Source organism: Parvibaculum sp., from assembly GCF_040882025.1.
In the GTDB taxonomy this organism is placed as follows: domain Bacteria; phylum Pseudomonadota; class Alphaproteobacteria; order Parvibaculales; family Parvibaculaceae; genus Parvibaculum.
The window spans coordinates 6,540-31,678 of sequence record NZ_JBBECC010000018.1 but is presented as its reverse complement, the minus strand read 5'-3'; the positions used below and the strand labels follow the sequence as shown (position 1 = coordinate 31,678).

The window sequence follows — 25,139 nt, the reverse complement described above, 5'->3', positions numbered from 1 at the left end:
GGCGGAACCGAAGCGCCGCCGCCGTTCAGGCTGTTTTCCACATCGGTATCGCCGCCCGGGCCCGGCTCGTTACCCGGAATGTCGTTGTCTTGGGTATCGGACAAGTGTTTTTCTGACGTTGTGAGAGAGCCGCCGCGCGGGCCGAAATCGCGCGCCGCGGGAGCGCTCAAAGGAACAAAAAGGAGGGCCGGCGGCAGGCGCCGAATCCCTCTGACTGACTGCCTCGCAGCGTATCAGTTTCGTCCCGTCACGGCAACTTCAAAGACGCTCAGCGAGCCGCCATAAGACCCTGAAATAAAAGGAAAAATGGGCGCTACCCGAAGGTCCCTGCCATGCGTCATTCTCCAGCGCGAAAAAGCATCGCCGTGGCGTCGTCCGAAGGCTTGAAGCGCGGATAGATGCGACCTTCCGGATCCTCCACATGCTCGACATGGCGAAGCTCAGCCAGCAGCGCCGCAAGCCCTTCCCGCTCGCACCGGCGCACAAGTGTCGCGGCATCCATGCGGTGATAATCGAAAACGATGGAACCGAAGCCGTCGCTGAACAGAAGACCCGTCATCGGCCGGGCGAGCGGCAGTTCCCAATGACGCAAGCGGCCCGCCGCCGCCGGATCGAGCCCGAGAATCCAGTACCCCGTTTCGGTGTTCTGCAGGTTCCGGCTCGCCCGCAGATAGTCGATGACGGTACTGGAGGCAAAGGGGTCTTCACCGGGCGCGAGACTGGCAATGAGTTGCGCGGTGCGGCTCATCGCCCGCGCCTCGCGCGACAAATGCGCGGCGCCGAATATGCGGGCCTCGCCCGACACATCGTCGACCAGCACCAGCCCGCAATCGGCGAAATTCGCGCAAGCGAGTTTGCCGTCGCCGACATGGAGCAGCGCCATCGCGGCGCTGGGCAGTTCATAACGGCCGTTGGGGGCGCGAAGACGCTCATGTTCAAAGCGTTCCGCCAGCGTCTCGATGGCCCGGCGGACGAGGCCCTGAAGGTCGGCATCGAAGGCCGCAGCCTGCTCCGCGAACAGCGCACTTGCATTGTGAGCGAGCCAGTGGGCGCCGGTCTCCGCACCGATCAGCGGGCCGTCGGCGACATCCGTCGCACCGTCGATCACCCAGGCATGAGAACTTGAGTGTCCGAAGGCGTCTTCGTTGGGCTTATCGGGACGCCCGGGATCGCTCAGCGTCTCTACGATGTGAAGCATGACGCGAACGGACCTTGGCGGAACCGAGGACTAGAACGGAATTTCGTCGTCGAGGTCCTGGCTGAAATTGCCGCGTCCGCCGCCCGAGCCGCCGCCGAAATCCTCGGAGCTGCCGCCGCCATAATCGCCGCCGCTTGAGGAACCGCCGCCGCCCTTGCCGTCGAGCATGGTCAGGACCGAGTTGAAGCCCTGCAGCACGACTTCCGTCGAATATTTTTCAACGCCCGACTGGTCGGTCCATTTGCGCGTCTGCAACGACCCTTCGATGTAGAGCTTGGCGCCCTTCTTGACGTATTGCTCGATAACCTTGCAGAGGCCCTCGTTGAAAACGACGATGCGGTGCCACTCGGTCTTTTCGCGGCGCTCGCCGGTGTTCTTGTCGCGCCAGCTTTCGGAGGTCGCGAGCCTGAGATTGGCGATCGGACGGCCGTCCTGTGTACGGCGGATTTCAGGGTCCGCTCCCAGATTGCCGACCAGGATCACCTTGTTGACGCTGCCTGCCATATTTCCGTCCTCGCGCTGAAACTGTCCTTGCGCCGGAACCTAACCGCGACGGCGGCCGCAAACCAGCGCACCCGATAAAAAACCTGTGGATCAAACGATGAAAGAAATTGCGGCGAAGAGCAGACCGAGCCCTACAACCTGCATGGCCCCAAACTGAAGCGTTTGGTGCGATAGCGCCAACCGCAAGTCTTCCTTCGTCACCAGATCGGCGATAATCATGTCGCGGGCCAGCCTTGCATGCTCGTCGGCGAGCTGTTTGGAAGCTCCGGCGGTTTGCAGCCGCTCGGAATAGCCGAGCGTATCAAACGCAATCCCCATCTGTCGCCTCCCCGCTTGCCCGGCTGGCTTTTTGTTCTTATTATGTTCTCATAAGCACACAACCATGGCAAGCTGAAATCGAGTTCTCTGTGATTCTTTCCCGACACCCCAACATGGCCCTTGAAGCGGCGGCGACCGCCCTACATAGATGATCCCGACACCCGTGCCCGTCGGCCGCCCGCCGGACGACGCATCCCCAGAGTTTTCTCGTATGACCCGTGCTTCCAAAGCCGCCGCCGTGCCCGACACGCATAACCGCAATATCCGGGTCATCGGCGCCCGTGAACACAATCTGCGCAATGTCAGCGTCGAGCTGCCGCGCGACAAGCTGATCGTGATTACGGGGCTTTCAGGCTCCGGCAAGTCGTCGCTCGCCTTCGACACGATTTATGCCGAGGGCCAGCGCCGCTATGTCGAGAGCCTGTCGGCCTATGCGCGGCAGTTCCTCGAAATGATGCAGAAGCCGGATGTCGACCAGATCGACGGCCTCTCGCCCGCCATCTCGATCGAGCAGAAAACGACATCGCGCAACCCGCGCTCGACGGTCGGCACCGTGACCGAGATTTATGACTATATGCGCCTCCTTTGGGCGCGCATAGGTATCCCCTACTCGCCGGCTACGGGCCTACCGATCGAAAGCCAGACGGTGAGCCAGATGGTCGACCGCGTTATGGCGCTGCCGGAAGGCACGCGGCTCTTCCTGCTGGCGCCTATCATCCGTGGCCGTAAGGGCGAATATCGAAAAGAGTTCGCCGAGCTGCAGAAAAAGGGCTTCCAGCGCGTCAAGGTCGACGGCACCTTCTGCGAGATTGCCGACGTGCCGGCCCTCAACAAGAAACTGAAGCACGACATCGACGTGGTGGTGGACCGCATCGTCGTGCGCCCCGACCTCGGCAACCGACTGGCCGACAGTTTCGAAATTGCCTTGGCGCTGGCCGACGGAATCGCGGTGGTCGAGATGGCGGATGCGAAAAAGGGCGAGATGGCCGAGCGCATTATTTTCTCCTCGCGCTTCGCCTGCCCCGTTTCGGGTTTCACTATCGACGAGATCGAGCCCAGGCTCTTCTCGTTCAACAATCCGTTCGGCGCCTGCCCGGCCTGTGACGGGCTCGGCACGCAATTCTATATGGACCCGGACCTCGTAGTACCGGACCACGGGCTGTCGTTGAAAAAAGGCGCTATTGCGCCGTGGTCACGCTCGACTTCGCCCTACTACACGCAGACGCTGATGGCGCTCGCGAAGCAGTACAAGTTCTCGATGACGGCGCCGTGGGCACAATTGCCGGAAGAAGCACAGAACGTAATCCTCTACGGCTCGGGCGAGGAAGTCGTGACGTTTGCCTATGACGACGGCATGCGCTCCTACAAGACCAAGAAACCGTTCGAGGGCGTGATCCCCAATCTGGAGCGGCGCTGGCGCGAAACGGACAGCGCCTGGGCGCGCGAGGAAATCGAACGCTTTCAGGGCATCACCAATTGCGACGCCTGCGGTGGTTTTCGCCTGAAACCCGAAGCACTGTCGGTCAAGATCGCCAAGCTCCATGTCGGTGAAGTTTCGCAAATGTCGATCCGCGAGGCCGATCGCTGGTTCGCCGATCTCGACAAACACCTGACCGCAAAACAGAACGAAATCGCCGGCCGCGTGCTGAAAGAAATTCGCGAGCGCCTGCACTTCCTCAACAATGTCGGCCTTGAATATCTGACGCTGTCACGCAATTCCGGCACGCTGTCGGGCGGCGAGAGCCAGCGCATCCGGCTCGCTTCGCAGATCGGCTCCGGGCTGACCGGCGTTCTCTATGTGCTGGACGAACCCTCGATCGGTCTGCATCAGCGCGACAATGACCGCCTGCTCGAAACGCTGAAGCGACTGCGCGACCTCGGCAATACGGTGATCGTGGTCGAGCATGACGAGGACGCGATCCGCACGGCCGATCACGTGGTCGATATGGGGCCCGGCGCCGGCATTCACGGCGGCATGGTTGTGGCCGAAGGCACGGTTGACGACATCATGGCCGCGCCAGAAAGCCTGACCGGGCAATATCTCACCGGCTTCCGCCAGATCGAAGTGCCCGCGACGCGGCGCACGGGCAACGGCAAGTGGCTGAAGGTGACGGGCGCGAAGGAAAACAACCTCAAAAATGTGACTGCCGAAATTCCGCTCGGTGTCTTTACCTGCGTCACCGGCGTCTCGGGCGGCGGCAAGTCGACGCTGCTGATCGAGACAATCTACAAAGCCGTGGCGCGTCGCCTCAACAACACGCGCGAGCATCCCGGCGCCTTCGACGAGATTTTCGGGCTCGAACATCTCGACAAGATCATCGATATCGACCAGTCGCCGATCGGCCGCACGCCGCGCTCGAATCCGGCGACATATACCGGCGCCTTCACTTTCATCCGCGACTGGTTCGCCGAACTCCCCGAAAGCCGCGCCCGCGGCTACAAGCCCGGCCGTTTCTCGTTCAACGTCAAGGGCGGACGCTGCGAGGTCTGCCAGGGCGACGGTGTCATCAAGATCGAGATGCATTTCCTGCCCGACGTCTATGTCGAATGCGACAATTGCCACGGTCATCGCTACAACCGTGAAACGCTGGAAGTGAAGTTCAAGGACAAGTCGATTGCCGACGTCCTTGAAATGACAGTCGACGAGGCCGCAAGCTTCTTCAAGGCGGTGCCGGCCGTGCGCGACAAGATGGAAGTGCTGCAGCGCGTCGGTCTCGGCTACATCAAGGTCGGCCAGCAGGCAACAACGCTGTCGGGCGGCGAGGCGCAGCGCGTCAAGCTCGCCAAGGAACTGTCGAAGCGGGCCACTGGCCGCACGATCTATATCCTGGACGAACCGACGACAGGCCTGCATTTCCACGACGTCGCGAAGCTGCTTGAGGTACTGCACGAACTGGTCGACAGCGGCAATACCATCGTTGTCATCGAGCACAATCTCGAGGTCATCAAGACCGCCGACTGGCTGCTCGATCTGGGCCCCGAGGGCGGCGATGGCGGTGGCGAAATCGTAGCGGCAGGAACGCCCGAGGACGTCGCTGCCGAACCCCGCTCCTACACCGGGCAATATCTGAAGGAACTCTTCAGGCGCCGGCCTGGCAAAGGCGCCGCACCGGCAAAACCGCGCAAGGCGAGCGCCGCCGCAAAGAGCAAGACTAGCGCCAGCAAAGCAGCGCCGAAAGCAAGACCCGCCGCCGCGAAGAAGAAGGCGGCGACGCGACGCTAACGGTTTTCGGTTGCGAGGCGCACAGGAACGCTCGCATCGAGAAAAGCCAGAATGTGTTTCGCGACCTCGTCCGGTCGCTCTTCATGCGGCAAAAAGGTCGCACCGCCAATTACCGCGAGGCTTGCCTTGTCCGGGATCCGCGCCACCATTTCCCGAGCGCGCCTGACCGGGAACACGCCGTCCTTCTCGCCCCAGATGAAAAGCATCGGCGCGCCGATCTTCGCGTGCAACTCGTCGAGGCGCGCGACGAGACTGTGATCGACGCCGAGGAGATATTCGAGCAACCCCCGGAAGGCTTGATCCGAGCGAAGCCAGCTCGTCACGAACAGTTCCATGTATTCATCGTCGAGCAGCCGCTTGTCGACGAAGAAGCCGGAGCGGCCAAGCCAGCGGCGCATCAGCGGTTTCGAACCGAGCGCCGCCTTGAAAAGCGCGCGTCCGAGGCGCCGCCGGAACAACGACTGCAAGCGCGGAACGACGCCCGGCAAATGGCCGGGAACCTCGGTGTCGATGGCAACGATCTTGTCGACACGCGGCGCATCCGTGATCGCGAGCATGCGCGCGAAAGTACCACCCGTGTCGTGGCCGATGACGGAATAGCGCGACAGATTCATCCGATCGACAAACGCCCGAACGCGCTCGACATGGCCCTGAAAGGTGAAATTGGTGTGGCGGCTCCAGCCGGACGCGCCCATGCCCGCGGCATCTAGCGCATAGCAGGTGTAGTGCGGCTCGAGCAGCGGCAGCAGCCTGCGGAAGCTCGCCTTGTGAAAGGGCCAGCCATGCAGCAAAATGAGCGCCGGCCCGCTCCCGGAAACGGTGTAGGCAAGCTCGATGTCTTCATAGGGAAACGTCAGCGTGGTCATCATTCCGGCCCTTTCCGTTTGTGCCGGAATGCAGGTTCGGTGGTGATGAGCAACCGCACCACTACCCGGAAGGTAAGAAAATCGTCATGAACACGATCCTGCAGGACGAAGGCATATTCGGCGTTCACCTGCGCCGCGCACGGCTCGCGCAGAAGCGGAGTCAGGAAGAACTGGCGGAAATCGCGGGCATCTCGGCGCGTCACATGAGCTTCATCGAAACCGGCCGGTCGCGCCCGAGCCGCGATGTCGTGCTGCGTCTCGGCGACGCGCTGGAAATGTCGGCGAATGAACGCAACGCCCTGCTGCGGCTTGCCGGATTCGCTCCTGCCTTTGCGCCCGCAGATCTCGCACCGGCCGAGCAAGTGCTGGCGCTCGATGTAGTATCAAAGCTGCTCGACGCGCAGGGCGCCATACCGGCGGTGGCGTCGGATTCGCTCGGCAATATTCTCGAAATGAACGGCGCTGCCCATCGGCTTTTCAGCATCGCCGGCGACAAGCCGGTTGTGGCCGGCGACAATATATTCGAGCTTTTCTTCTCGGATACCGCCGCGCGTGCCGCGATCGTCAATTGGCGGGAGGTGGCGCCGGCGCTGCTTCACCATCTGGAGCAGGAGGCGCTGATTGCCCCGAACCGCGCCGAGGCCGGCCGCCTCATCGCCCGGATCAGGCGCCTAGCCGGCCCCGAAATCGAGCCTTCCGGCGCGGAGCTGCCAATCTTCCGGTTCGAAATCCGGAACGGCGACCGGCACCTTTGCCTCGTGTCCAACTATAGTACGTTCGGCGTCCCCTATGACGCCACGATGCAATCGATCCGCATCGAGTGTTTCTTCCCCGCCGACCGCGAAACGCAATCGTTCCTCGAAACGTTAGTGGCCGAACGGTTATAGGCCGGATTTTTTCCGCCCAACGCCGGATCGGCCGTTCCCTGCGAGCGCCAACCCGTATATTAAGGGCTGTAAGTTGGGCGCCAGGGGATTATGTCTCAGTTAGACCGCCGCGAGTTTCTCAAGCTGTTCACGGCAGGAGCCGGGTGTTTTGCGTTCGCCGCAAGCGCCCTGCCCTTCGCGTCGCGGCGCGTCTGGGCCCAGGCAAATGGCGGTCACTACCATTTCCCGCAAGGGCTCGCTTCCGGCGATCCGCAACCCGACGCCGTGATGCTCTGGACCCGCGTCGAGACGACCGATCCGTCCGCGCAGGAAATGCGGGGCTGGATCGATCTTTACGTTCAGGTCGCCGAAGATGAAGCCTTCGAAAGGCTGGTAATGGAGCGCGCGGCGCGTGCCGATCCTGCGGCCGACCATACGGTACGGCTCTTCATCCACGGATTGAAGCCGGACACTGTTTATTATTATCGCTTCTTCGCAGGCGGCGACCAGTCGCCCTATCCGGGCCGCACGCGTACCGCGCCGCGCGCAAATGCCACCCGCAACGTCCGTTTCGCCGCCATCTCGTGTCAGAGCTACGAACAGGGCTACTACGGTGCCCTGCGCCGCCTCGTCAACGACGACATCGCAGCTACGCCAGAGAACAGGATCGATTTTGTTCTGCATCTCGGCGACTTCATTTACGAGCGGACGGGCGATGTGCCGGAGAACCTGAGGCCGGCGCGGCTGATCGGCCCTTTGCCCGACGGTACGGAGCCGTGGGAGCCAGACGGTACGCGCCCCTGGTGGCAGAAGGGCGGACAGGCCGCGGTGACGATTGCCGACTACCGCACCATCTACCGCAAGTACCTGACGGACCCCGATCTGCAAGCGGCCCGCGCGCGTTTCCCGTTCATCCATACATGGGACGATCACGAGTTCACCAATGATGCATGGCAAAGCCATGACACTTATTTTGGCGATGGAGAACCGGCGCAGCGCCGCAAGCTTGCGGCCAACCGGGCGTGGTTCGAATATATTCCGGCAGTTCTGACGCGCATGCCGGCATTCAACGGCATCGCCAGCGAGGCGCATGACTTCAAGCCGGTGCGTGTCGACGACACGCCAATGGGCGAGCCGGATGGGAATTTCCTTTATCAGGGCGAGGACAACCTCAAGGCGCTGTCGAGCCTGACGATCTACCGCACGCTGAAATGGGGGACGATGCTCGACCTCGTCGTCACCGATCTCAGGAGCTATCGCAGCCCGCCCGTGTTGACGGAAGAGGTCAAGGAACTCATCAAGGGCGCGCCGGCAGCGCCGGTCAGCCTCGTCAAGCTGCTCGATGCCGGGACAACCGCCAATGACGGTGTCCCGCCCGAGACGATCCAGTACGGCGGCAAGGAGATGCCCAATCCCCGACACGACGCGCCGGCCGGAACCCAAATGGGCGCGGCACAAAAAGCATGGTTCAAATCCGTGCTGACGGCTTCGACCGCAAAATGGCGCGTCTGGGCCAATGGCGGTCCGGCGCTTGCCATGCGTCTCGATTTCTCGCGCATTCCTTTCGCCGGACTCCAGGACGGATATGTCGGCACCGACGCCTGGCAAGGCTATCCGGGGGAACTGAAGGAGTTGATGACTTTCGTCCGCGAGGCGGAGGTCGGCAATCTGGTCTCGGTGTCCGGCGACTATCACGCCTTCGCCGCAGGCCGCCTGCCGGTCGATTCGGATGCGGACGATCTTTCCTATGCCGCCGTCGAATTCATGACCGCCGCCATTAGTTCGGGCGACATGTACTCGTCGGTCGAGCTGAGAACGCGCAACAGCGGATTCTTCTACCGCGCCGTCATGCTCGATCGGGAGGGGAAGAAGTTCGAGAACTGGAATAACACGCTGGTGAACGGACTGCGCGCCGGCATCCTCGTCAATTATTCGGACTCCGCTTATCTGCGCGACATGGTCGTCAACGATCGGGCAAGCCCCGGCCTCGACTATATGGATTCCTACGCCCACGGCTTCTCGCTGATTACATTGAACGACGAGGCAATGACGGTCGAGCAGGTCAATGTCGGCGACGTATCGCGGGATGCAGGCCCCGCAGGCGCCGATGTATTGCGACGTGCACGCTTCACGGTAAAATCATGGGAACCCGGCGCCGAACCCAAGCTTGAGGGCCCTGAATTCGAGGGACCGCCCCCCTACCCCTGGACCTCTCGTCTGATTTGACGCGCGGCCGCCACCCGTTAAGCTTCTGCCCAAGAAACGGCAGCGAGGAGAGCGGGCATGGGGATTTCGGAGTATGCATCGTATGATGGGCTCGGGTTGGCCGAGCTGGTGCGCAAGAAGGAGGTCGGCGCCCCGGAACTGGCCGAGGAAGCCATCTCTCGCATCGAGAAGCACAACCCCGAGCTGAACGCCGTTATCCTGAAACTCTATGATGTTGGCCGCACCGCCGCGAAATTGCCGATCGACGGTCCTTTCTCGGGCGTACCCTTTTTATTAAAGGATGCTTTCGGCGACCTCGCTGGTGTGCCAACAAGGCTCGGCTCACGATTTCGCGCGGAAGTCCCGGCAGCGGAGGATGCAGCGCTGACGAAACGCTTCAAGGCTGCGGGGCTGAGCATTCTCGGCAAAACAAATGTGCCGGAGTTCACTCTGCTGCCGACGACCGAGTCGGCGCTCTACGGCCCGGCGCACAACCCCTGGAATTTGAATCACTCGACCGGCGGTTCTTCGGGCGGTTCGGCGGCAGCCGTCGCGGCTGGCCTCGTGCCGCTGGCTCACGCCAACGACAGCGGCGGCTCCATCCGCATCCCGGCGTCGAGTTGCGGCCTTGTCGGCCTGAAGCCGACCCGCGCGCGCACCTCGCTCGGCCCCGACTATGGTGATGTTCTAAGCGGCCTTTGTCACGAACATGTCGTGACGCGGACGGTGCGCGATTGCGCCGCCATGCTCGACTGCACACATGGCAATGAACCGGGGGATCCTTACGCAGCGCCGCATGTGGAACGGCCTTTTCTCGATGAAGTCGGACGAAAATCCGGCAAGCTGCGGATCGCCTTCAGCAAGGTCAATGCGAGCGGAACTCTGCTTCATGCCGATTGTGTGAAGGGCGTGGAGGAGACCGCGAAGCTTCTCACCGATCTCGGCCACGAAGTCGTGGAGGCCGCGCCGCCGCTGAAACCGGACGAGCCCGCCAGTATTTTTCTACCGATGTGGGCCGCCTGGCTTGCTTCCGAAATCGAAGGTGAGGCGGCGCGACGCGGACGCGGACCGAAGGACGGCGAGCTCGAAAATCTGACACGCGGTCTCTATGAAGTCGGCAAGCAAGTGAGTGCCGCGCAATATCTGATGCTGGTGAAAGAGGCGCAGGGGCTGACGCGCCGTGTGGCCGGTTTCATGCAGACGCATGACATCTGGCTGACGCCAACACTTGCCTCGCCGCCTATTCCGCTCGGTCTGATCGACATCAATGAAAGCGATCCGCTGGTCGCTTTCGCGCCGGCGGCGGACTATGTGCCGTTTACGCCGATCCAGAATCTGACCGGACAACCGGCGATCTCGTTGCCGTTACACTGGTCTGCCGACGGATTGCCGGTCGGCATGATGTTCTCGGCGCGCTTTGGCGAGGAGGCGACACTTTTCCGCCTTGCCGCGCAGCTCGAAGAAGCGCGGCCATGGAAAGACAAGCATCCGAAAATCTGGAATTGAGATTCGACAAGGGAGAACGACAATGGGTTTTGCGGAATATGCGGACTATGACGGCCTCGGTCTCGCCGAGCTTGTCGACAAGGGCAAGGTGACGCCGCTGGAACTTGTCGACGCCGCGATCGAGCGCGCGGAACGCCACAACCCGACGCTCAATGCCATCGTCTTCGAGGCTTATGATGAGGCGCGCAATGTCGCCAAAGGCAAGCTGCCCGACGGACCTTTCAAGGGCGTGCCGTTTTTGATCAAGGATCTCGGCACGGAAGTGAAAGGCTGGCCGCGCACCAGCGGCAGCAAGTTCGTTGCCAATGTCGTGGACGATCACGACAGCACGCTCGTACAACGCTTCCGCGCGGCAGGCACCGTTCTCTTCGGCAAGACCAACACACCGGAATACGGGATCACCGGCACGACGGAATCGCGACTGCTCGGGCCGTGCCGAAACCCCTGGGATCCCACCCGCATTTCCGGCGGTTCGTCGGGCGGCGCGGCGTCCGCCGTCGGCGCCGGCATCCTGCCGCTCGCGCATGCGTCCGACGGACTCGGCTCGATCCGCATTCCGGCCGCCTGTTGCGGCCTTGTCGGCATGAAAATAACGCGCGACCGCAACCCGCAAGGTCCGGACGATTTTGACCGCGCCATCGGCTTCAGTGTCGATCATGTGATGAGCCGCACCGTGCGCGACAGCGCCGCGATGCTCGACGCGACCGGTTACCCGGAACCGGCTTCGCCCTACGCCCCGCCGCCGAAGGCGCGTCCTTATATGGAGGAAATCACCAAAAGCCCCGGCAAGCTTAAAATCGCCTGGTCGAGCGAGACGCCGAACGGCCGGCCGATCCATCCCGAAATTCAGGCGGCGCTGGAGCGCACGGCCGACGCATTGGCAAAGCTTGGGCATGAGGTGACGCCGCGTGGCCTCGGCGTCGATTACCGCCAGCTTTATCGTGCGCAAGGCGCGGTCTCGGGATCGAATTTTGCCGCCGGCATACTGCGCCGGATCGAGAAGATGGGCCGCGAGCCGGAACAGGATGAGCTCGAACCGCTGACATGGGCCGGCTTCAAGAACGGCCAGAAGCTTTCCGGCGCGCAGGCCATGTGGGGCTGGCAGCAGCTTCGGCTGATGAACCGGCAGATTCTCGGCGTCTTCGAGGAGATCGACGTCTATCTCTGCCCGGTGCTGGGCCAGCTGCAGCCCGAAATCGGCCATCTCGGGCCCGACCAGGAGGCGCGCGAGCTCAACAAGCGACAGGGCCAGGTCTTCCCTTTCACCCCGCCCTTCAACTTCACCGGCCAGCCCTCGCTGTCGCTGCCGCTGTGGGAATCCGAAAACGGCCTGCCCATCGGCATGATGTTCACCGGCCGCTATGCCGACGAGGCGACGCTGTTTCGGCTCGCGGCGCAACTGGAGAAGGAACTGCCCTGGGCGGGACGGAAACCGGAGGTATGGAACTAAGAGGGCCGGAGTGCTATCTCCTGCCTCATGAACACCGCGATCAAACCCGTTCACGTGATCGGGGCCGGCATGGCCGGCTCCGAGGCCGCTTGGCAGCTCGTGTCTGCGGGCGTGCCCGTGGTGCTGCACGAGATGCGGCCGGTCGTGAAGACCGACGCCCACCACACCGACGGCTTTGCCGAACTCGTATGTTCCAATTCATTTCGCTCCGACGACCACGAGTTGAACGCGGTCGGACTGCTGCATGAGGAGATGCGCCGCGCCGGCTCGCTGCTGATGGAAGCGGCCGTCGTGGCGCGCGTGCCGGCCGGCGGCGCGCTGGCCGTCGATCGCGATATATTTTCGGCCTATGTGACGGACAAGCTGACGACGCACCCGCTTGTGACAGTCGAGCGCGGAGAGATCGCCGGGTTGCCGCCCACCAATTGGGACAATGTGATCGTCGCAACAGGGCCGCTGACTTCCGACGCACTCGGCAAGGCTATCGGCGAACTGACCGGCACGGAGGAGCTCGCCTTCTTCGACGCCATCGCACCCATCGTCCATCGGGACTCGATCAATATGTCGGTCTGCTGGTACCAGTCGCGCTACGACAAGGTGAGTGCAGGCGGCGAAGGCGAAGGCGGCGCGGGCAAGGACTACATCAACTGCCCGGTGACGCGCGAACAATACACGGCTTTCGTCGAAGCGCTGCTGGCGGGTGGCAAGACCGAATTCAAGGAATGGGAAAAGAACACGCCTTATTTCGACGGCTGCCTGCCCATCGAGGTGATGGCCGAACGTGGGATCGAAACGCTGCGCTTCGGGCCGATGAAACCTGTCGGCCTGACAAATCCGCACAAGCCGAACGAAAAACCCTATGCGGTGATCCAGCTGCGCCAGGACAACAAGCTCGGCACGCTCTACAACATGGTCGGTTTCCAGACCAAACTGAAACACGGCGAGCAGACGCGCATCTTCCGCACGATACCCGGCCTCGAAGGTGCTGAGTTCGCGCGGCTGGGCGGCCTGCACCGCAACACGTTCCTCAACAGCCCGAAGCTGCTCGACCCGTCGATGCGGCTCGCGAAAGAACCGCGTCTGCGCTTTGCCGGACAGATCACCGGCGTCGAAGGCTATGTCGAGAGCGGCAGCATGGGGCTTCTCGCCGGACGTTTCGCAGCTGCCGAACGGCTCGGTCACGCGCCATCGATGCCGCCGCGCACAACCGCGCTCGGCGCGCTGCTGGCGCATATCACGGGCGACGCAGACTCGGCCACATTCCAGCCGATGAACGTCAATTTCGGCCTCTTCCCGCCGCCCGAAGTGCCGCTCGACGAAAACGGTAGGCGCCCACGCGGCAAGGCCAAGGCACCGGCGCGCAAACGCGCCTACACGTCCCGTGCGCTCATGGACCTTGAAAACTGGCTCTTTCCACGGGCAGAAGCGGCGGAGTAATTATATCCGCCGGCTAAACTGCGCACGCAGCAGTCGGAGCTGCCGTCTGAATGCGGGAACATCCGTCCGCTCACGAAACGGATCGAAGCCGGGCGACGTCACGCTGTCGAGGTAGCGATCCGAAAGCGAAGCCGGCATCAGAGCCGGGAGAAGCTCAGGATCGAGCCGTACCGTGCGCGAATTCGCCAGGTGATCCCGCGCGTGGTCCGCGACATCGCGGATGACGGCGCGAAGGCCCTCCGTCATTTCACCTGCCAAAATCGTATGCGGATCGACATTGTGCTTGAGCAACAGATCAGCGGGCATCGTGAGCCGTCCTTGAGAGGCATGAACCGGCAGAGCTCTGAGAAGCCCGGTCAACGCATAGGCAATGCCTGAATGGCGGATGGCGTCCGCCGCTGCGTCCGCTTTTCCATCGCCGCCGAGAACGCGCGCCGCGATTTCCATAACGGCGACAGACGTTTTCGCCGCATAGTCGTCGAGCGCGCGCAAATCCTCGAACACATCCTCCGACAGGTCGCGTTCCCGGGCATCGATCAGGGGCTGCAGCTGCCGGACGTCTATACTGGATTCGGAAAGAGCGACCGCCGTCATGTGCCCCCTCGTTTCACCCTTTGGCAGGCCCTCAACCGTCTCACGCCACCATTGCAGACGGATATGACCCATCATCGGTTCTGTTACCGTCTCGGCAATACGGGCGATTTCGAGATTGAAGGCATAGAGCGCGATGAGTGACAGCCGCGCCGGCATGGGCGCGAAAAGGAGCGTTAGGAAGCGGTCGTGATCGTGCCGCCGAACCTGTTCAAGGCTCGCGGCCATGCTCTCGCTCAAAACGGCCTGCGCCATGCCCAACACCTAACGCAAACGGGGCCGCTGTCAAAGCGGCCCCGCTGCAATTCCGTCTACCGAGATCAGTAGATGTTCTGCGCCGAAACCATCGCGAAGAGCATCGGGATCGAGAGCAGCGTGTTGGTGCGCGAGAAGAGCATCGCGGTGCGCGCCGCTGCAGGCTTCGCCTCGGCCGGGCCATCGACGATCCCGAGCGCGATCTTCTGGTTCGGCCAGATCACAAACCAGACGTTGAACCACATGATCGTGCCGAGCCACATGCCGATGCCAATGGCGATACTCTTCGGCACCGCAAAGCCGGTCATCGCACCGAGCGTATAGGCATCAAGCAGATAGCCATTCATGTAGGCGACGATGATGCCGGTGACGATGGTCGCCATCGCCCCCCAGCGGAACCAGAACAGAGCCTCGGGTGCGATCACCTTGCTCACCGCCGGTTTCTGGTCGTCAGGAATTTTCGGCATGGACGGCATCTGCACGAAATTGAAATACCAGAGCAGGCCGATCCACATCACACCACTGATGACATGCAGCCAGCGGAAAAAGAAAGCCCAGAAGGCGTAGTCGCCAAGCGACCCACCCCAATTGAGATAGAGCAACAGCAGGATCGCCGCGAGCACGAACCCGGCGATCACGGTGTTGCGGAGCGATGTGAGAATGGCAGCCATGATGGTCCTCCCCGTCTGATTGCCCGGCGTCGCCTCCGGCCTCTGCCTCATGGAAGGCGTCCGGATCGAATATCGAAACCGGCGCGACTCAATGCCGCAATACTGGCATGAAAACTAGGAGTTTCCGCCCCAAAAGCCAAGCCCGCGCAGGCGGCAGATCAGGAAATGGCGATCAGCGCCGCGGCAACGCGGCGATTTTCGGCGAGCATCATGTTGTAGGTCCGGCAGGCAGACGGCGTCGCCATCATGTCCGGAAAAAGACCACGCGATTCGAGATGCCCTTGTGCCGGAGCTGGCAACCGCCCAAAAGCGGTGCCGGAGCCTATCAACAGAAAATCGAAAATGCCCGCAGCATCGGCGAGAGACGCAAGGGATGTGGCAGTGACCTCGTCAATCGTGGCGACGGACCAAGGGTAAAGTCCCTGCGGCGTAACAATGATCGATCCCTCGAAACGTTGCCCGTCGAGGCGAAATCCGCCGTCGCCATAAGAATCTATCGGCGGTTGACCCGCAAAGCGTGGCTTCATAGTCGAAAGACTTTCCATTCACGCCTTTGCCCCGGCCTTGCCCTCCGCCGTCTTGCCGGAATTCGTACCCGACCAGTCGCGCGACACGCCGACCGCCAGAATGACCGGCGCCGCGATGAAGATCGACGAATAGGTGCCTATCAGAATGCCGAAAATCATGGCGAAGGTGAAACCGCGCAGAACCTCACCGCCAAAAACAAAGAGCGCCAACAGGGCAAGCAGCGTCGTGCCCGACGTGATGACCGTGCGCGACAGGGTCTGGTTGATCGACAGATCGATCAACTCGGCCAAATCCATCTTTTTGTATTTGCGCAAGTTCTCCCGGACACGGTCGTAGACGATGACCGTGTCGTTCATCGAATAACCGACGATGGTCAGGATGGCGGCGATCATCTGCAGGTTGAACTCGATCTGCAGAATACAAAGGATACCGATAGTCGCGAAAACGTCGTGAACCAGCGAGATGATCGCACCAAGGCTGAACTGCCACTCGAAACGGAACCAGATGTAAATCAGCATCAACACCATCGCGAGAACGACTGCAATGGTTCCGTTTCTGACAAGCTCGCCGCTGACCTGCGGTCCGACCACCTCAACGCGTCGATATTCGGCAACCAGATCGCCAAGAGCGGCGCGAACCTGGTTGACGACTTCCTGAGAAGCAGCCTCGCCGCCTTCGGCCGGCGATGGTATGCGAATCAATACATCGTCTGCCTGACCGAATTCCTGAATCTGAACTTCACCGAAACCGAGATCGCCCAACGTAGCGCGCAATTGCGTGATATCGGCAGGACCGTCGGTCGCGATCTCGATCATGATCCCGCCCTTGAAATCGATGCCGAAATTGAGGCCACGCGCGAAGAAAAGTGCAATCGATGCGGCAATGACCAGCAACGAAAAGGCCACCGCGATCTGACGGAACCTTACGAACGGGATATGCGTATCGTCCGAAATCAGTTTGAGATGTCGCATGCGTCTGGCTCCGTCCCGACGATTACAGATAAATTGTCTTCGGACGCCAGCGGCGTATCCAGACCGAAAGCATCAGACGGTTGACAGTATAGGCCGTGAACACGGACGTAATGATGCCGATGCCGAGTGTAACGGCAAAACCCCGCACCGGCCCCGAGCCCATCTGAAACAGGATGGCCGCCGAAATCAGAGTCGTGATGTTGGCATCAAGAATGGACGACAAGGCCTTGTTGTACCCGGTCTCGATTGCCTGAACCGGCCCCTTGCCTGCCGCGATCTCCTCGCGTATGCGCTCGTAGATCAGCACATTGGCATCAACCGCCATGCCGACGGTCAGCACGATACCCGCAATGCCCGGCAGGGTGAGCGTTGCCTGCAGCACCGACAGGACCGCAAAAATCATCGCCATGTTGATGACAAGCGCAGCCACCGCCAAGACACCAAAGAACCCGTAGCTCGCGATCATGAAGATGACAACCGCGAGGCTGCCGATCACAGCGGCGACTTCGCCTGCCCGGATCGAATCGGCACCAAGTCCCGGACCGACCGTCCGCTCTTCCAGCACATTGAGCGGCGCCGGCAAGGCGCCCGCACGGAGGAGGATCGACAGATCGTTGGCAGCCTGCACCGTAAAATTGCCGCTGATTTGTCCTGAACCGCCCATGATCGGTTCGCGGATCACCGGTGCACTGATCACCTTGTCATCGAGAACGATGGCGAAAGGCCGCCCCACGCTGTTGCGCGTTACTTCCCCGAATTGCCGCGCGCCTGTCGAGTCGAAGCGGAAGTTTACGACCGGAGCGCCCGTTTGCTGGTCGAAGGCCGGCTGTGCGTCGACCAGCCTGTCGCCGCCGACCATGATGCGGCGCTCGACAAGAACCGGCGTATGCGGCTCCTCGGCCGTGAAGAGGATTTCCGTGCCGGTCGGCACCGTGCGCGTCGCAACCGCCTGCTCTCCGGACATGGCATTGCTAACCAGCCGGAAGTTCATTTTCGCCGTCTGGCCAAGCAGTTCCTTCAGCCGCTGCGGATCACCGAGGCCCGGCACCTGCACCAGAATGCGGCTCGTGCCCTGTTGTTGAATGACCGGCTCCGTGGTGCCGAGTTCGTCGATGCGGCGGCGGACGATTTCGATGGATTGCTGAACGGCAGATTGCGTGCGCGCGATGATGGCGGGCTCGGTCAGCATAACTTTAATGCTTTGTCCGTCGACGCTGACCGCGATGTCGCGTTCCGGCAGCGCCGAAAACACATTGCCGGTAAGCGTCGTCCCAACACCCTCGATCGCCTCGCGCGCCTTCTCGATGTCGCCCGGCTGGGTGATGCGAACCGTCACCTCCGAATTGCGGATGCCGAGCCCCGTGTAGAGAACACGTTTGCTGCGAAGCGCCGCGCGCACGTCGTTGACGAGCGATTGCAGCCGGTCCTGGATCAGCGAACTCGTGTCGACCTCGAGCAGCATGTAGGAGCCGCCCCGGAGATCGAGACCGAGATTGATCTGCTGGTTTGGCAACCAGCTCGGGACGCCCTCAAGCGACGCTCTGGGCACGAAATTAGGCGCCGAATAGGCAAACCCCGCCACGCACAGCAAGACGATCAGGGCTATTTTCCAGCGTTCGAAATGCAGCATGTCGGCATGTCCCCCCTCTTCGGGCGGCTCCCGCTAAGGGTTCAGGAAGGGGTATTGGCGTTGGCCGGTACCGGCTCCGATTTCGAACGCACATCCGTCAGCGTGGTCTTGACCACCCGGACACGGACGCCGTCAGCAATTTCGACATGAACCTCGGCCTCGTCGACCTTGGCAACCTTGCCGATCAGGCCACCCGCCGTCACCACGACATCACCACGGCGGACATTGGCAACCATCTCGCGATGCATCCTCATTCGCTTTTGTTGGGGCCGCAGAATGAGGAAATACATGATCGCGAACAGCGCGATAAACGGAAAAAGAGAGATCAAGAATTCCGAAGTGCCGCCGCCACCCATCGATTTCTCCTGTTTCGACTGTCTATCCTGCGGCAGACCCACCGGGCCGCTGGATTGCGGCGGACTATAGCCGCCGTCAGGGCATTTGCAAACCGTCGGCCGGCGCCCCCCGCCGCCCGCCTAAGCTCTGACACGGACAGGGATTTTCGGGCGCGGCCCGAGATGGTAGGGTCCCCGCCTCCGGCCTTGTTTGGACTGTTCCCCGGCGAGCACAAATGACTGACAAAGACGATACCAAGGTCCTGCTGCACCGTATCGCCGAGGCGCTCGAGCGCCTCGCACCAAACCATACCAACCAGGCCGATTTCACGACCGCCGACGCCTTTGTCTGGAATGCTGAAGCAGCGGCGCCGGACCCGGTTGCCGAGGTCGCCCGGGTCGATCTGCCACTTCTGAAAGGCATCGACCGTGTTCGCGACATCCTGCTCGACAACACACGCCGTTTCGCGCGGGGCTTGCCCGCCAACAATGCGCTCCTCTGGGGCGCGCGCGGCATGGGCAAGAGCTCACTCGTGAAAGCGACGCATGCGGCCGTCAACGGGGAAACACCGCACAGCCTGATCCTGATCGAGATCCATCGCGAGGACATCGAAAGCCTGCCGCGCCTGATGTCGCTGCTACGCGGACAAGCCCGGCCTGCCATCATCTTTTGCGACGACCTCTCCTTCGACCACGACGACACGAGTTACAAATCGTTGAAGGCGGTGCTCGAGGGCGGCATTGAGGGCCGGCCGCGCAATGTGATCTTCTACGCGACATCGAACCGCCGCCACCTGATGCCCCGTGACATGGTGGAGAATGAGCGCTCGACGGCCATAAATCCTTCAGAGGCAGTTGAGGAAAAAGTCTCCCTTTCAGACCGCTTCGGCTTGTGGCTCGGTTTTCACAATTGCAGTCAAGCCGATTTCCTCGGCATGGTCGAAGCCTATGCCGCCCATTATGGACTGAAAGTCGAGACGGAAAGACTGCACGCCGAAGCCATCGAATGGGCCGCGACGCGCGGCGCGCGCTCGGGCCGCGTGGCTTGGCAATTCATCCAGGATATTGCTGGCCGCCTCGGTCAGCAGCTGGATTAGCGACCGATAATCCCCTGCGGGTCGAGCGCCTTTGCGCCCCGGCGAACCTCGAAATGCACCTGCGGCGTGACGACGCTGCCGGAATTGCCGGCCTGCGCGATGGTCTGACCGCGCATGATCGTGTCGCCGCGTTGCACCAGCAATTTGCTGTTATGCGCATAGGCCGTGATCAGATCGCCCTCGTGCCGCACCAGCAGAAGATTGCCATAGCCCTTCAGCTCGTTGCCGGCATAAGCGACAACGCCACTTTGCGCGGCCTTGACAGACGCGCCCATCTCGGCGGCGATGTTGATGCCGTCATTATGCAGGCCGTTGGCCTTTGGCCCGTAGGTCGAAAGAATCTTGCCCTCGATCGGCCAGACGAACCCGCCGGTCGCGGCCGGTGCCGCGGGCAGCGGACCCTTCGGTCGGGTCGTCGTGACCCTTGGCTGTGTCGAGGCAACGGCCGTCCCCGCAACCGGCCGTCCCACCGGCACAGGACCGCCCGCTGCTTCGCGCGTTACCGCGGCTTGCTGCGTCGTCCCGCGCGAGGGAAGCTGCAACCGTTCGCCGACCTTGATCGTATAGGGTTCCCTGATACGGTTGAGGCTGGTCAGCGACGCCATGTCGACATTGTATTGCCGGGAAATGCTGTAGACGGTGTCACCTGTTCGCACGATGTGAAAATGTCCCGCCGGAATCGTCAGCCGTTGTCCAACTTCAATGGTGTAGGGTGGCATCAGCCGGTTGCTGTCGATGATCGAACGTAGCGGCACATCATGCGCACGAGCGATACTGTGCACTGTGTCGCCGCGCCGGACCAAATAGACGCCGCCGGGCGCCACTGTCTGGACGGGGCGCGCCAGCGGCGCGCGCGGACTACCGGAGCCGGGCGGCCCGCCATCCCACCAGGGACGTTCGCCGCCAGCGCAAGCGGCCACGAGCAACATCGACGCGAGCGCGCCGACGAGCTTCGTCACTCTCATCCCATGGACGCGTCGCATCTTTTCCGTCCGCTCCCTCGCCCGCGTTCAGGACTCCTTCGCGACACCCTCGACCAGCGGTACAAAGCGAACCGGCAGAAGTTCGTCGCGCTTCACACCTTCGCCCGTTCGCTCGATCCGTACAAGTTTCTGCTCGCCGCGGCCGCCGGATGCCGCCACAGGCACGATCATCAACCCGCCTTCCTTGAGTTGCTCGACCAGTTTTTGCGGCACTGCCGGCGCGGCGGCCGTCACAATGATTCGGTCAAACGGCGCCTGCTCGGGCCACCCTTGAGCGCCGTCTCCGACCTTGGCGGTTATATTGTGGGTGTTGAGGTCTTCGAAACGCTTCAAGGCATCTTTCAGAAGCGTCCGGTAGCGTTCGATGGTGTAGACGCGGCGGCAGAGCCGCGCCAGCACGGCGGCCTGGTAGCCGGAACCGGTGCCGACCTCCAGCACCTTCATGCGTTCGCCGACATGAAGCTGTTCCGTCATGTAAGCGACGATGTAGGGCTGGCTGATCGTCTGCCCGCATTCGATGGGCAGCGCATGGTCCTCATAAGCCTGTTTGCGAAAAGTCCCACTGATGAATTTCTCGCGCGGCACCCGCTCGATGGCCGACAACACGCGCTTGTCGCGAATGCCCTGCCGGCGCAGGCCCATGATCAACTCGATCTTGCCCTGCTCGATCTCGTCCATGGGCGTCTCGTCGCTCACATGAGCCTCACGATTTCCGTCGCGGACGCTTCACCGGCATCGTCCCGAGCGCGGCGTTGAGCGCATTTGTCGTGCGTGCATGGGTAAGGTCCATATGCAGCGGCGTAATCGAAATGCGTCCCTCGTAAATGGCGCGCAAATCCGTTCCCTGCGGCGGATTGCTGAGAATACGCTCGAAACCCAGCCAATAGTAGGGATTGTTGCGCGCGTCGATCCGCTCCTCGACGCGGACCAGCGACTGATCGCGCTTGCCCTGCCGTGTCACCTCGATGCCCGTCACCGATTGCGGCACGACGTCCGGAAAATTGATATTGATCAGAACGTCCGCGGGCCAGCGGGCCGCGACGAGCTTCTTCAGAATGTCGGGCGCGAAGTGTTCCGCCGTCGACCATTTGAGCTTCGTATTGCCGCCGAAGCCGAACGCCTGGCTGAGCGCGATCGAAGGAATGCCAAGTTGCGTTCCCTCCATCGCCGCCGCGATGGTGCCCGAATAGGTCACGTCGTCGGCGATGTTCTGACCGCGATTGACGCCCGAAAGGACGAGATCGGGCATCTCCTCTTTCATGATATGACGCACCGCCATCAACACGCAGTCGGACGGTGTTCCCTTGATCGCATATTTCCGCGCGGCAAGCTTGCGGACGCGCAACGGATTGGCGAGCGACAGCGAATGCGCCGACCCGCTCTGCTCTTCCTCCGGCGCGACGGTCCAGACATCGCGTGTCAGCTTGTGCGCGATCTTCTCCAGCACCTTGAGCCCCGGCGCATGAATGCCGTCGTCATTGGTGACCAGAATGCGAAGGGCCTTGGACGCAGGCTTACCCATGAGGCACAATGACCTCCAGCCCGCCCATATAGGGACGCAACGCCTCCGGCACCTCGATCGAACCATCGGCCTGCTGGTAGTCTTCCATTACAGCGACCAGCGTCCGGCCGACCGCGAGGCCGGAACCGTTCAGCGTGTGAACGAAGCGGGTGTTCTTTTCGCCTTTCGGTCGGTAGCGCGCATTCATCCGCCGCGCCTGGAAGTCGCCGCAAACCGAGCACGACGAAATCTCGCGATAGGCGTTCTGTCCCGGCAACCACACTTCGATGTCGTAGGTCTTGCGCGCGGCAAAACCCATGTCCCCGGTCGAAAGCACCATCACCCGGTAATGCAGGCCGAGCCGCTTCAACACTTCCTCGGCGCAGGCAAGCATCCGGTCGTGCTCTTCAAGCGATTTCTCGGGCGTCGTGATCGAAACGAGTTCCACCTTGGAGAACTGGTGCTGGCGGATCATGCCCCGCGTATCGCGCCCCGCCGCGCCGGCCTCGGCGCGGAAGCATGGCGTATAGGCCGTGAAACGCTTCGGCAGCTCTTCTTCCGAGAGGATGCTTTCGCGTACCAGATTGGTCAGAGGCACTTCGGCGGTGGGGATCAGCCATCGGCGGCCTGGATCAACCGAATTCCGAGTGATGATTCTATGTGAAGGCGTGCCGTCAATTTTCCCCGGCACAAGATCGGATGCCACATACGCGGCAAACTGATCGTCAAAAAACTTCGGCAGTTGCGCCGTGCCGAACATCGCCTCGTCGCGCACCATCAGCGGCGGCGCGACTTCCTCGTAGCCGAACTCACTCGTATGCAGATCGACCATGAAATTGCCGATGGCGCGTTCGAGCCGCGCCAGCGGACCCTTCAGCACCGTGAAGCGCGCGCCGGAAAGCTTCGCCGCCGTCTCGAAATCCATCAGGCCCAGCACCTCGCCGAGATCGAAATGCTCCCTCGGCGCGAAATTCATTTCGCGCGGGACACCATGACGATGATGCTCGACATTGGCGCTTTCGTCCGGGCCAACCGGCACCTCATCGAGCGGGATATTGGGGATCGACGCCAGCGCGGTTTCAAGCTCGGCATTGACCTGCCGCTCTTCCTCTTCGCCCTTCTGAAGATCGCCCTTCAGTGCACCAACCTCGTCCATCAGCTTCTGCGCTGTGGCCTCGTCCTTATTCGCCTTGGCCTGGCCGATCAGTTTCGAAGCGTCGTTACGGCGTTGCTGCAGCTCCTGCAGACGGGTGATGATCTGGCGGCGGCGCTCGTCGATTTCGATCAGACGCGCCGCCTGTGGTTCGAGTCCACGCTTCGCGAGCCCGGCATCAAAGGCGCTGGGGTCGTCGCGAATGGCCTTGATGTCGAACATGACACCTCAAAAATGGCGGGAAATCCGGTTGCGACCGGGCCGCGGCGGGATCGAATCACCCTCCTCCAGCCCGTTCGGTTTCGCGCCCTGTATAGGCGGAAAGGCATCTATCGTCCAGATGACGACGGCTCAAGCTTCCGCAGAATCCTCGGCTTCGGCAGCAGCCGCGGCCTGACGCCTCTCGGTCCATGACACGCCGAAAATCGAAAGCTCGTAGAGCAGGAGCGTCGGCACCCCGAGCGCGATCTGGCTGAAGAAGTCCGGCGGCGTCAGGAAGGCAGCCACGGCAAAGACGATGACAATGGCATAACGCCGTCCCTTGCGAAGCTGCGCCGCGTTGACGACCCCGATACGCGCGAGCAGCATCAGTATGACCGGAAGCTGAAAGCACATGCCGAAGGCGAACAGCATCGTCATGATGAGGCTGAGATATTCGCTGACGCGCGGCATCAACTCGATGGCCGTTCGCCCTTCGCCGCCCTCCTGCTGCATGCCCATGAAGAACTGAAGGGCCAGCGGCATCACCCCGAAATAGACCAGACCGGCGCCAATCAGGAACAGAATCGGTGTCGCGATCAGGTAGGGCAGGAAGGCGTGCCGTTCGTCCTTGTAGAGACCGGGCGCGACGAACATGTAAATTTGCGACGCGATGATCGGAAAGGCCAGGAACATCGCGCCAAAAAAGGCGAGCTTCAACTGCGTGATCAGGAATTCCTGCGGCGCCGTGAAGATGAAGCGCGCTTCCGGCCCCGAGCCGACGCTCGCCTCGTAGGGCTTGATCAGAATGTTGAAAATGTCGTCGGCAAACGCAAAACAGATGCCGAAGGCAATTACGATAGCAATCACCGAACGGATCAGCCGCGAGCGCAGCTCGATAAGATGATCGATCAGCGGCGCTCGTGAGGCCTCGACGTCGTCTTCCGGCTCCGGCATGGCCGCGTTGGCGCTCATTTGTCGCCGCGCTCCGGATCGCTGACGCCGAAAGCCTCGACGGCTTCGTCCTCACGACGAGTTTCCGGCATCTCAGGCGAAATTTCAGCGGTCTCCGGCGGCTCGCCAGCCGCAATTTCGGCCGCCCGTGCTTCCGACGCAGCGGCGGCAGCCACAGCGCCTGCCCCGCCCCCGCCGATCTTCACCGGCTTGTCGATTTCCTGCTGAAGCTTTCTCAGTGGTGCCGAGGCGGCGTCGCGAAGGCCGGTGACCTCCTTACGCAGTTCATCAAGCTCGGTCTCCCGCGCCAGATCCTCGAACGAAGTCTGAAACTCGCGCGCCATTGCCCTGACCTTGGCCATGTATTGGCCAATCGTCCGCATCATCCGCGGCAGATCCTTGGGACCCACGAAGATGATGGCGACCGCCGCGATAACAAGCAGCTCTGACCATCCAATATCGAACATATGGCTTCTGAAATGCCTCGAACCGGAACTCGCTGTGGAGTCCGCCCTAACCGTTGGTGGCCTTGTTCTTGGCCTCGGCGCTCTCTTCCCGGTTTACTGTTGCGTCGATGGTTTTGGGCTCGGGCCGGGCCACATCGGCTTCGTCGTCATCAGAAAGCCCCTTCTTGAAACTTTTGATGCCTTTCGCGAAGTCACCCATCATGTCGGAAATCTTGCCCCTGCCGAACAGCAG

Annotated in this window: 24 protein-coding genes; 7 read left to right on the top strand and 17 right to left on the bottom strand. The window is 61.9% G+C overall.

Going from position 1 to position 25,139, the window contains the following annotated elements; genetic code table 11:
• Positions 1 to 337: 337 nt before the first annotated feature.
• The 3 genes from WEB61_RS01415 to WEB61_RS01405 all read right to left on the bottom strand — a co-directional run bounded on the left by WEB61_RS01415 (position 338) and on the right by WEB61_RS01405 (position 2,020).
• A complete protein-coding gene (locus WEB61_RS01415) occupies positions 338 to 1,198 on the bottom strand; it encodes a protein phosphatase 2C domain-containing protein (protein ID WP_368062542.1) in 861 nt (286 codons plus the stop codon).
• 30 nt (positions 1,199 to 1,228) lie between these two features.
• A complete protein-coding gene (locus tag WEB61_RS01410) occupies positions 1,229 to 1,702 on the bottom strand; it encodes a single-stranded DNA-binding protein (RefSeq protein WP_368062541.1) in 474 nt (157 codons plus the stop codon).
• A gap of 90 nt (positions 1,703 to 1,792) precedes the next feature.
• Positions 1,793 to 2,020 (bottom strand): hypothetical protein, encoded by a 228-nt coding sequence (locus tag WEB61_RS01405; RefSeq protein WP_368062540.1) that lies wholly within the window; start codon positions 2,018 to 2,020, stop codon positions 1,793 to 1,795.
• 211 nt (positions 2,021 to 2,231) lie between these two features.
• On the opposite strand from WEB61_RS01405, the gene uvrA reads away from it, so the two are divergent.
• Entirely contained in the window at positions 2,232 to 5,243 is a 3,012-nt protein-coding gene (gene uvrA / locus WEB61_RS01400) for an excinuclease ABC subunit UvrA (protein WP_368062539.1), read from the top strand.
• Here uvrA and WEB61_RS01395 read toward each other — a convergent pair.
• Positions 5,240 to 6,112 carry an alpha/beta fold hydrolase gene (locus WEB61_RS01395; RefSeq protein ID WP_368062538.1) on the bottom strand — a complete coding sequence of 291 codons (873 nt, stop codon included), beginning with the start codon at positions 6,110 to 6,112 and terminating at the stop codon, positions 5,240 to 5,242. The genes uvrA and WEB61_RS01395 overlap by 4 nt on opposite strands.
• 83 nt (positions 6,113 to 6,195) lie before the next feature.
• Here WEB61_RS01395 and WEB61_RS01390 point away from each other — a divergent pair, with 83 nt between their 5' ends.
• From WEB61_RS01390 to trmFO, 5 genes are all read left to right on the top strand, one after another.
• Positions 6,196 to 6,996: a helix-turn-helix domain-containing protein gene (locus tag WEB61_RS01390; protein WP_368062537.1), complete on the top strand. Its 801-nt coding sequence runs from the start codon at positions 6,196 to 6,198 to the stop codon at positions 6,994 to 6,996.
• Positions 6,997 to 7,086: 90 nt separating this feature from the next.
• The gene (locus WEB61_RS01385; protein WP_368062536.1) at positions 7,087 to 9,201 is read left to right on the top strand and encodes an alkaline phosphatase; all 2,115 of its coding nucleotides are present in this window, start codon (positions 7,087 to 7,089) and stop codon (positions 9,199 to 9,201) included.
• Between the two features lie 57 nt (positions 9,202 to 9,258).
• Complete coding sequence (locus tag WEB61_RS01380; RefSeq protein WP_368062535.1) at positions 9,259 to 10,686, top strand: amidase; 1,428 nt, start codon at positions 9,259 to 9,261, stop codon at positions 10,684 to 10,686.
• A gap of 22 nt (positions 10,687 to 10,708) precedes the next feature.
• The gene (locus WEB61_RS01375) at positions 10,709 to 12,136 is read left to right on the top strand and encodes an amidase (RefSeq protein WP_368062534.1); all 1,428 of its coding nucleotides are present in this window, start codon (positions 10,709 to 10,711) and stop codon (positions 12,134 to 12,136) included.
• 27 nt (positions 12,137 to 12,163) lie between these two features.
• The gene (trmFO, locus tag WEB61_RS01370) at positions 12,164 to 13,573 is read left to right on the top strand and encodes a methylenetetrahydrofolate--tRNA-(uracil(54)-C(5))-methyltransferase (FADH(2)-oxidizing) TrmFO (RefSeq protein ID WP_368062533.1); all 1,410 of its coding nucleotides are present in this window, start codon (positions 12,164 to 12,166) and stop codon (positions 13,571 to 13,573) included.
• Here the strand turns inward: trmFO and WEB61_RS01365 are convergent, their stop codons facing one another.
• The 6 genes from WEB61_RS01365 to yajC form a co-directional block, all read right to left on the bottom strand.
• A complete protein-coding gene (locus WEB61_RS01365) occupies positions 13,574 to 14,419 on the bottom strand; it encodes a phytoene/squalene synthase family protein (protein WP_368062532.1) in 846 nt (281 codons plus the stop codon). It abuts the gene before it with no gap.
• 65 nt (positions 14,420 to 14,484) lie between these two features.
• Positions 14,485 to 15,090, bottom strand: coding sequence for a urate hydroxylase PuuD (locus WEB61_RS01360; RefSeq protein ID WP_368062531.1), 606 nt, complete (start codon positions 15,088 to 15,090; stop codon positions 14,485 to 14,487).
• 158 nt (positions 15,091 to 15,248) lie between these two features.
• Positions 15,249 to 15,617, bottom strand: coding sequence for an Mth938-like domain-containing protein (locus WEB61_RS01355; RefSeq protein ID WP_368062530.1), 369 nt, complete (start codon positions 15,615 to 15,617; stop codon positions 15,249 to 15,251).
• A gap of 18 nt (positions 15,618 to 15,635) precedes the next feature.
• On the bottom strand, positions 15,636 to 16,589 hold the full coding sequence (secF, locus tag WEB61_RS01350; RefSeq protein ID WP_368062529.1) for a protein translocase subunit SecF: 954 nt from the start codon (positions 16,587 to 16,589) through the stop codon (positions 15,636 to 15,638).
• A gap of 22 nt (positions 16,590 to 16,611) precedes the next feature.
• The gene (secD, locus tag WEB61_RS01345) at positions 16,612 to 18,219 is read right to left on the bottom strand and encodes a protein translocase subunit SecD (RefSeq protein WP_368062528.1); all 1,608 of its coding nucleotides are present in this window, start codon (positions 18,217 to 18,219) and stop codon (positions 16,612 to 16,614) included.
• Between the two features lie 41 nt (positions 18,220 to 18,260).
• Positions 18,261 to 18,575, bottom strand: coding sequence for a preprotein translocase subunit YajC (gene yajC, locus WEB61_RS01340; RefSeq protein ID WP_368062527.1), 315 nt, complete (start codon positions 18,573 to 18,575; stop codon positions 18,261 to 18,263).
• A gap of 215 nt (positions 18,576 to 18,790) precedes the next feature.
• On the opposite strand from yajC, the gene WEB61_RS01335 reads away from it, so the two are divergent.
• Positions 18,791 to 19,651, top strand: a complete 861-nt coding sequence (locus WEB61_RS01335; RefSeq protein WP_368062526.1) for an ATP-binding protein — start codon at positions 18,791 to 18,793, stop codon at positions 19,649 to 19,651.
• Here the strand turns inward: WEB61_RS01335 and WEB61_RS01330 are convergent.
• From WEB61_RS01330 to WEB61_RS01300, 7 genes are all read right to left on the bottom strand, one after another.
• Positions 19,648 to 20,616: a peptidoglycan DD-metalloendopeptidase family protein gene (locus tag WEB61_RS01330; RefSeq protein WP_368062553.1), complete on the bottom strand. Its 969-nt coding sequence runs from the start codon at positions 20,614 to 20,616 to the stop codon at positions 19,648 to 19,650. The genes WEB61_RS01335 and WEB61_RS01330 overlap by 4 nt on opposite strands.
• Positions 20,617 to 20,661: 45 nt before the next feature.
• Positions 20,662 to 21,312, bottom strand: coding sequence for a protein-L-isoaspartate(D-aspartate) O-methyltransferase (locus WEB61_RS01325; RefSeq protein ID WP_368062552.1), 651 nt, complete (start codon positions 21,310 to 21,312; stop codon positions 20,662 to 20,664).
• 25 nt (positions 21,313 to 21,337) lie between these two features.
• The gene (gene surE, locus WEB61_RS01320) at positions 21,338 to 22,156 is read right to left on the bottom strand and encodes a 5'/3'-nucleotidase SurE (RefSeq protein ID WP_368062525.1); all 819 of its coding nucleotides are present in this window, start codon (positions 22,154 to 22,156) and stop codon (positions 21,338 to 21,340) included.
• Complete coding sequence (gene serS / locus WEB61_RS01315; protein ID WP_368062524.1) at positions 22,149 to 23,510, bottom strand: serine--tRNA ligase; 1,362 nt, start codon at positions 23,508 to 23,510, stop codon at positions 22,149 to 22,151. Before serS ends, surE begins: the two co-directional genes overlap by 8 nt.
• Before the next feature lie 129 nt (positions 23,511 to 23,639).
• Complete coding sequence (tatC, locus tag WEB61_RS01310; protein WP_368062523.1) at positions 23,640 to 24,461, bottom strand: twin-arginine translocase subunit TatC; 822 nt, start codon at positions 24,459 to 24,461, stop codon at positions 23,640 to 23,642.
• On the bottom strand, positions 24,458 to 24,907 hold the full coding sequence (tatB, locus tag WEB61_RS01305) for a Sec-independent protein translocase protein TatB (RefSeq protein ID WP_368062522.1): 450 nt from the start codon (positions 24,905 to 24,907) through the stop codon (positions 24,458 to 24,460). The genes tatC and tatB overlap by 4 nt, the downstream gene beginning before the upstream one ends.
• 46 nt (positions 24,908 to 24,953) lie before the next feature.
• Positions 24,954 to 25,139 (bottom strand): twin-arginine translocase TatA/TatE family subunit (locus WEB61_RS01300; RefSeq protein WP_368062521.1); only part of this gene is annotated, 186 nt, incomplete at its 5' end.

What these genes read in the sequence shown, in the direction of transcription:
- WEB61_RS01405 (WP_368062540.1), bottom strand. Translation starts at nt 2,020, where the DNA reads ATGGGGATTGCGTTTGATACGCTCGGCTATTCCGAGCGGCTGCAAACC.
- WEB61_RS01390 (WP_368062537.1), top strand. Translation starts at nt 6,196, where the DNA reads ATGAACACGATCCTGCAGGACGAAGGCATATTCGGCGTTCACCTGCGC.
- WEB61_RS01355 (WP_368062530.1), bottom strand. Translation starts at nt 15,617, where the DNA reads ATGAAGCCACGCTTTGCGGGTCAACCGCCGATAGATTCTTATGGCGAC.
- WEB61_RS01365 (WP_368062532.1), bottom strand. Translation starts at nt 14,419, where the DNA reads ATGGCGCAGGCCGTTTTGAGCGAGAGCATGGCCGCGAGCCTTGAACAG.
- uvrA (WP_368062539.1), top strand. Translation starts at nt 2,232, where the DNA reads ATGACCCGTGCTTCCAAAGCCGCCGCCGTGCCCGACACGCATAACCGC.
- WEB61_RS01410 (WP_368062541.1), bottom strand. Translation starts at nt 1,702, where the DNA reads ATGGCAGGCAGCGTCAACAAGGTGATCCTGGTCGGCAATCTGGGAGCG.
- WEB61_RS01385 (WP_368062536.1), top strand. Translation starts at nt 7,087, where the DNA reads ATGTCTCAGTTAGACCGCCGCGAGTTTCTCAAGCTGTTCACGGCAGGA.
- WEB61_RS01330 (WP_368062553.1), bottom strand. Translation starts at nt 20,616, where the DNA reads ATGAGAGTGACGAAGCTCGTCGGCGCGCTCGCGTCGATGTTGCTCGTG.
- WEB61_RS01335 (WP_368062526.1), top strand. Translation starts at nt 18,791, where the DNA reads ATGACTGACAAAGACGATACCAAGGTCCTGCTGCACCGTATCGCCGAG.
- WEB61_RS01395 (WP_368062538.1), bottom strand. Translation starts at nt 6,112, where the DNA reads ATGATGACCACGCTGACGTTTCCCTATGAAGACATCGAGCTTGCCTAC.
- WEB61_RS01360 (WP_368062531.1), bottom strand. Translation starts at nt 15,090, where the DNA reads ATGGCTGCCATTCTCACATCGCTCCGCAACACCGTGATCGCCGGGTTC.
- WEB61_RS01375 (WP_368062534.1), top strand. Translation starts at nt 10,709, where the DNA reads ATGGGTTTTGCGGAATATGCGGACTATGACGGCCTCGGTCTCGCCGAG.
- WEB61_RS01415 (WP_368062542.1), bottom strand. Translation starts at nt 1,198, where the DNA reads ATGCTTCACATCGTAGAGACGCTGAGCGATCCCGGGCGTCCCGATAAG.
- tatC (WP_368062523.1), bottom strand. Translation starts at nt 24,461, where the DNA reads ATGAGCGCCAACGCGGCCATGCCGGAGCCGGAAGACGACGTCGAGGCC.
- WEB61_RS01380 (WP_368062535.1), top strand. Translation starts at nt 9,259, where the DNA reads ATGGGGATTTCGGAGTATGCATCGTATGATGGGCTCGGGTTGGCCGAG.
- serS (WP_368062524.1), bottom strand. Translation starts at nt 23,510, where the DNA reads ATGTTCGACATCAAGGCCATTCGCGACGACCCCAGCGCCTTTGATGCC.
- surE (WP_368062525.1), bottom strand. Translation starts at nt 22,156, where the DNA reads ATGGGTAAGCCTGCGTCCAAGGCCCTTCGCATTCTGGTCACCAATGAC.
- yajC (WP_368062527.1), bottom strand. Translation starts at nt 18,575, where the DNA reads ATGGGTGGCGGCGGCACTTCGGAATTCTTGATCTCTCTTTTTCCGTTT.
- WEB61_RS01325 (WP_368062552.1), bottom strand. Translation starts at nt 21,312, where the DNA reads ATGGACGAGATCGAGCAGGGCAAGATCGAGTTGATCATGGGCCTGCGC.
- trmFO (WP_368062533.1), top strand. Translation starts at nt 12,164, where the DNA reads ATGAACACCGCGATCAAACCCGTTCACGTGATCGGGGCCGGCATGGCC.
- secD (WP_368062528.1), bottom strand. Translation starts at nt 18,219, where the DNA reads ATGCTGCATTTCGAACGCTGGAAAATAGCCCTGATCGTCTTGCTGTGC.
- tatB (WP_368062522.1), bottom strand. Translation starts at nt 24,907, where the DNA reads ATGTTCGATATTGGATGGTCAGAGCTGCTTGTTATCGCGGCGGTCGCC.
- secF (WP_368062529.1), bottom strand. Translation starts at nt 16,589, where the DNA reads ATGCGACATCTCAAACTGATTTCGGACGATACGCATATCCCGTTCGTA.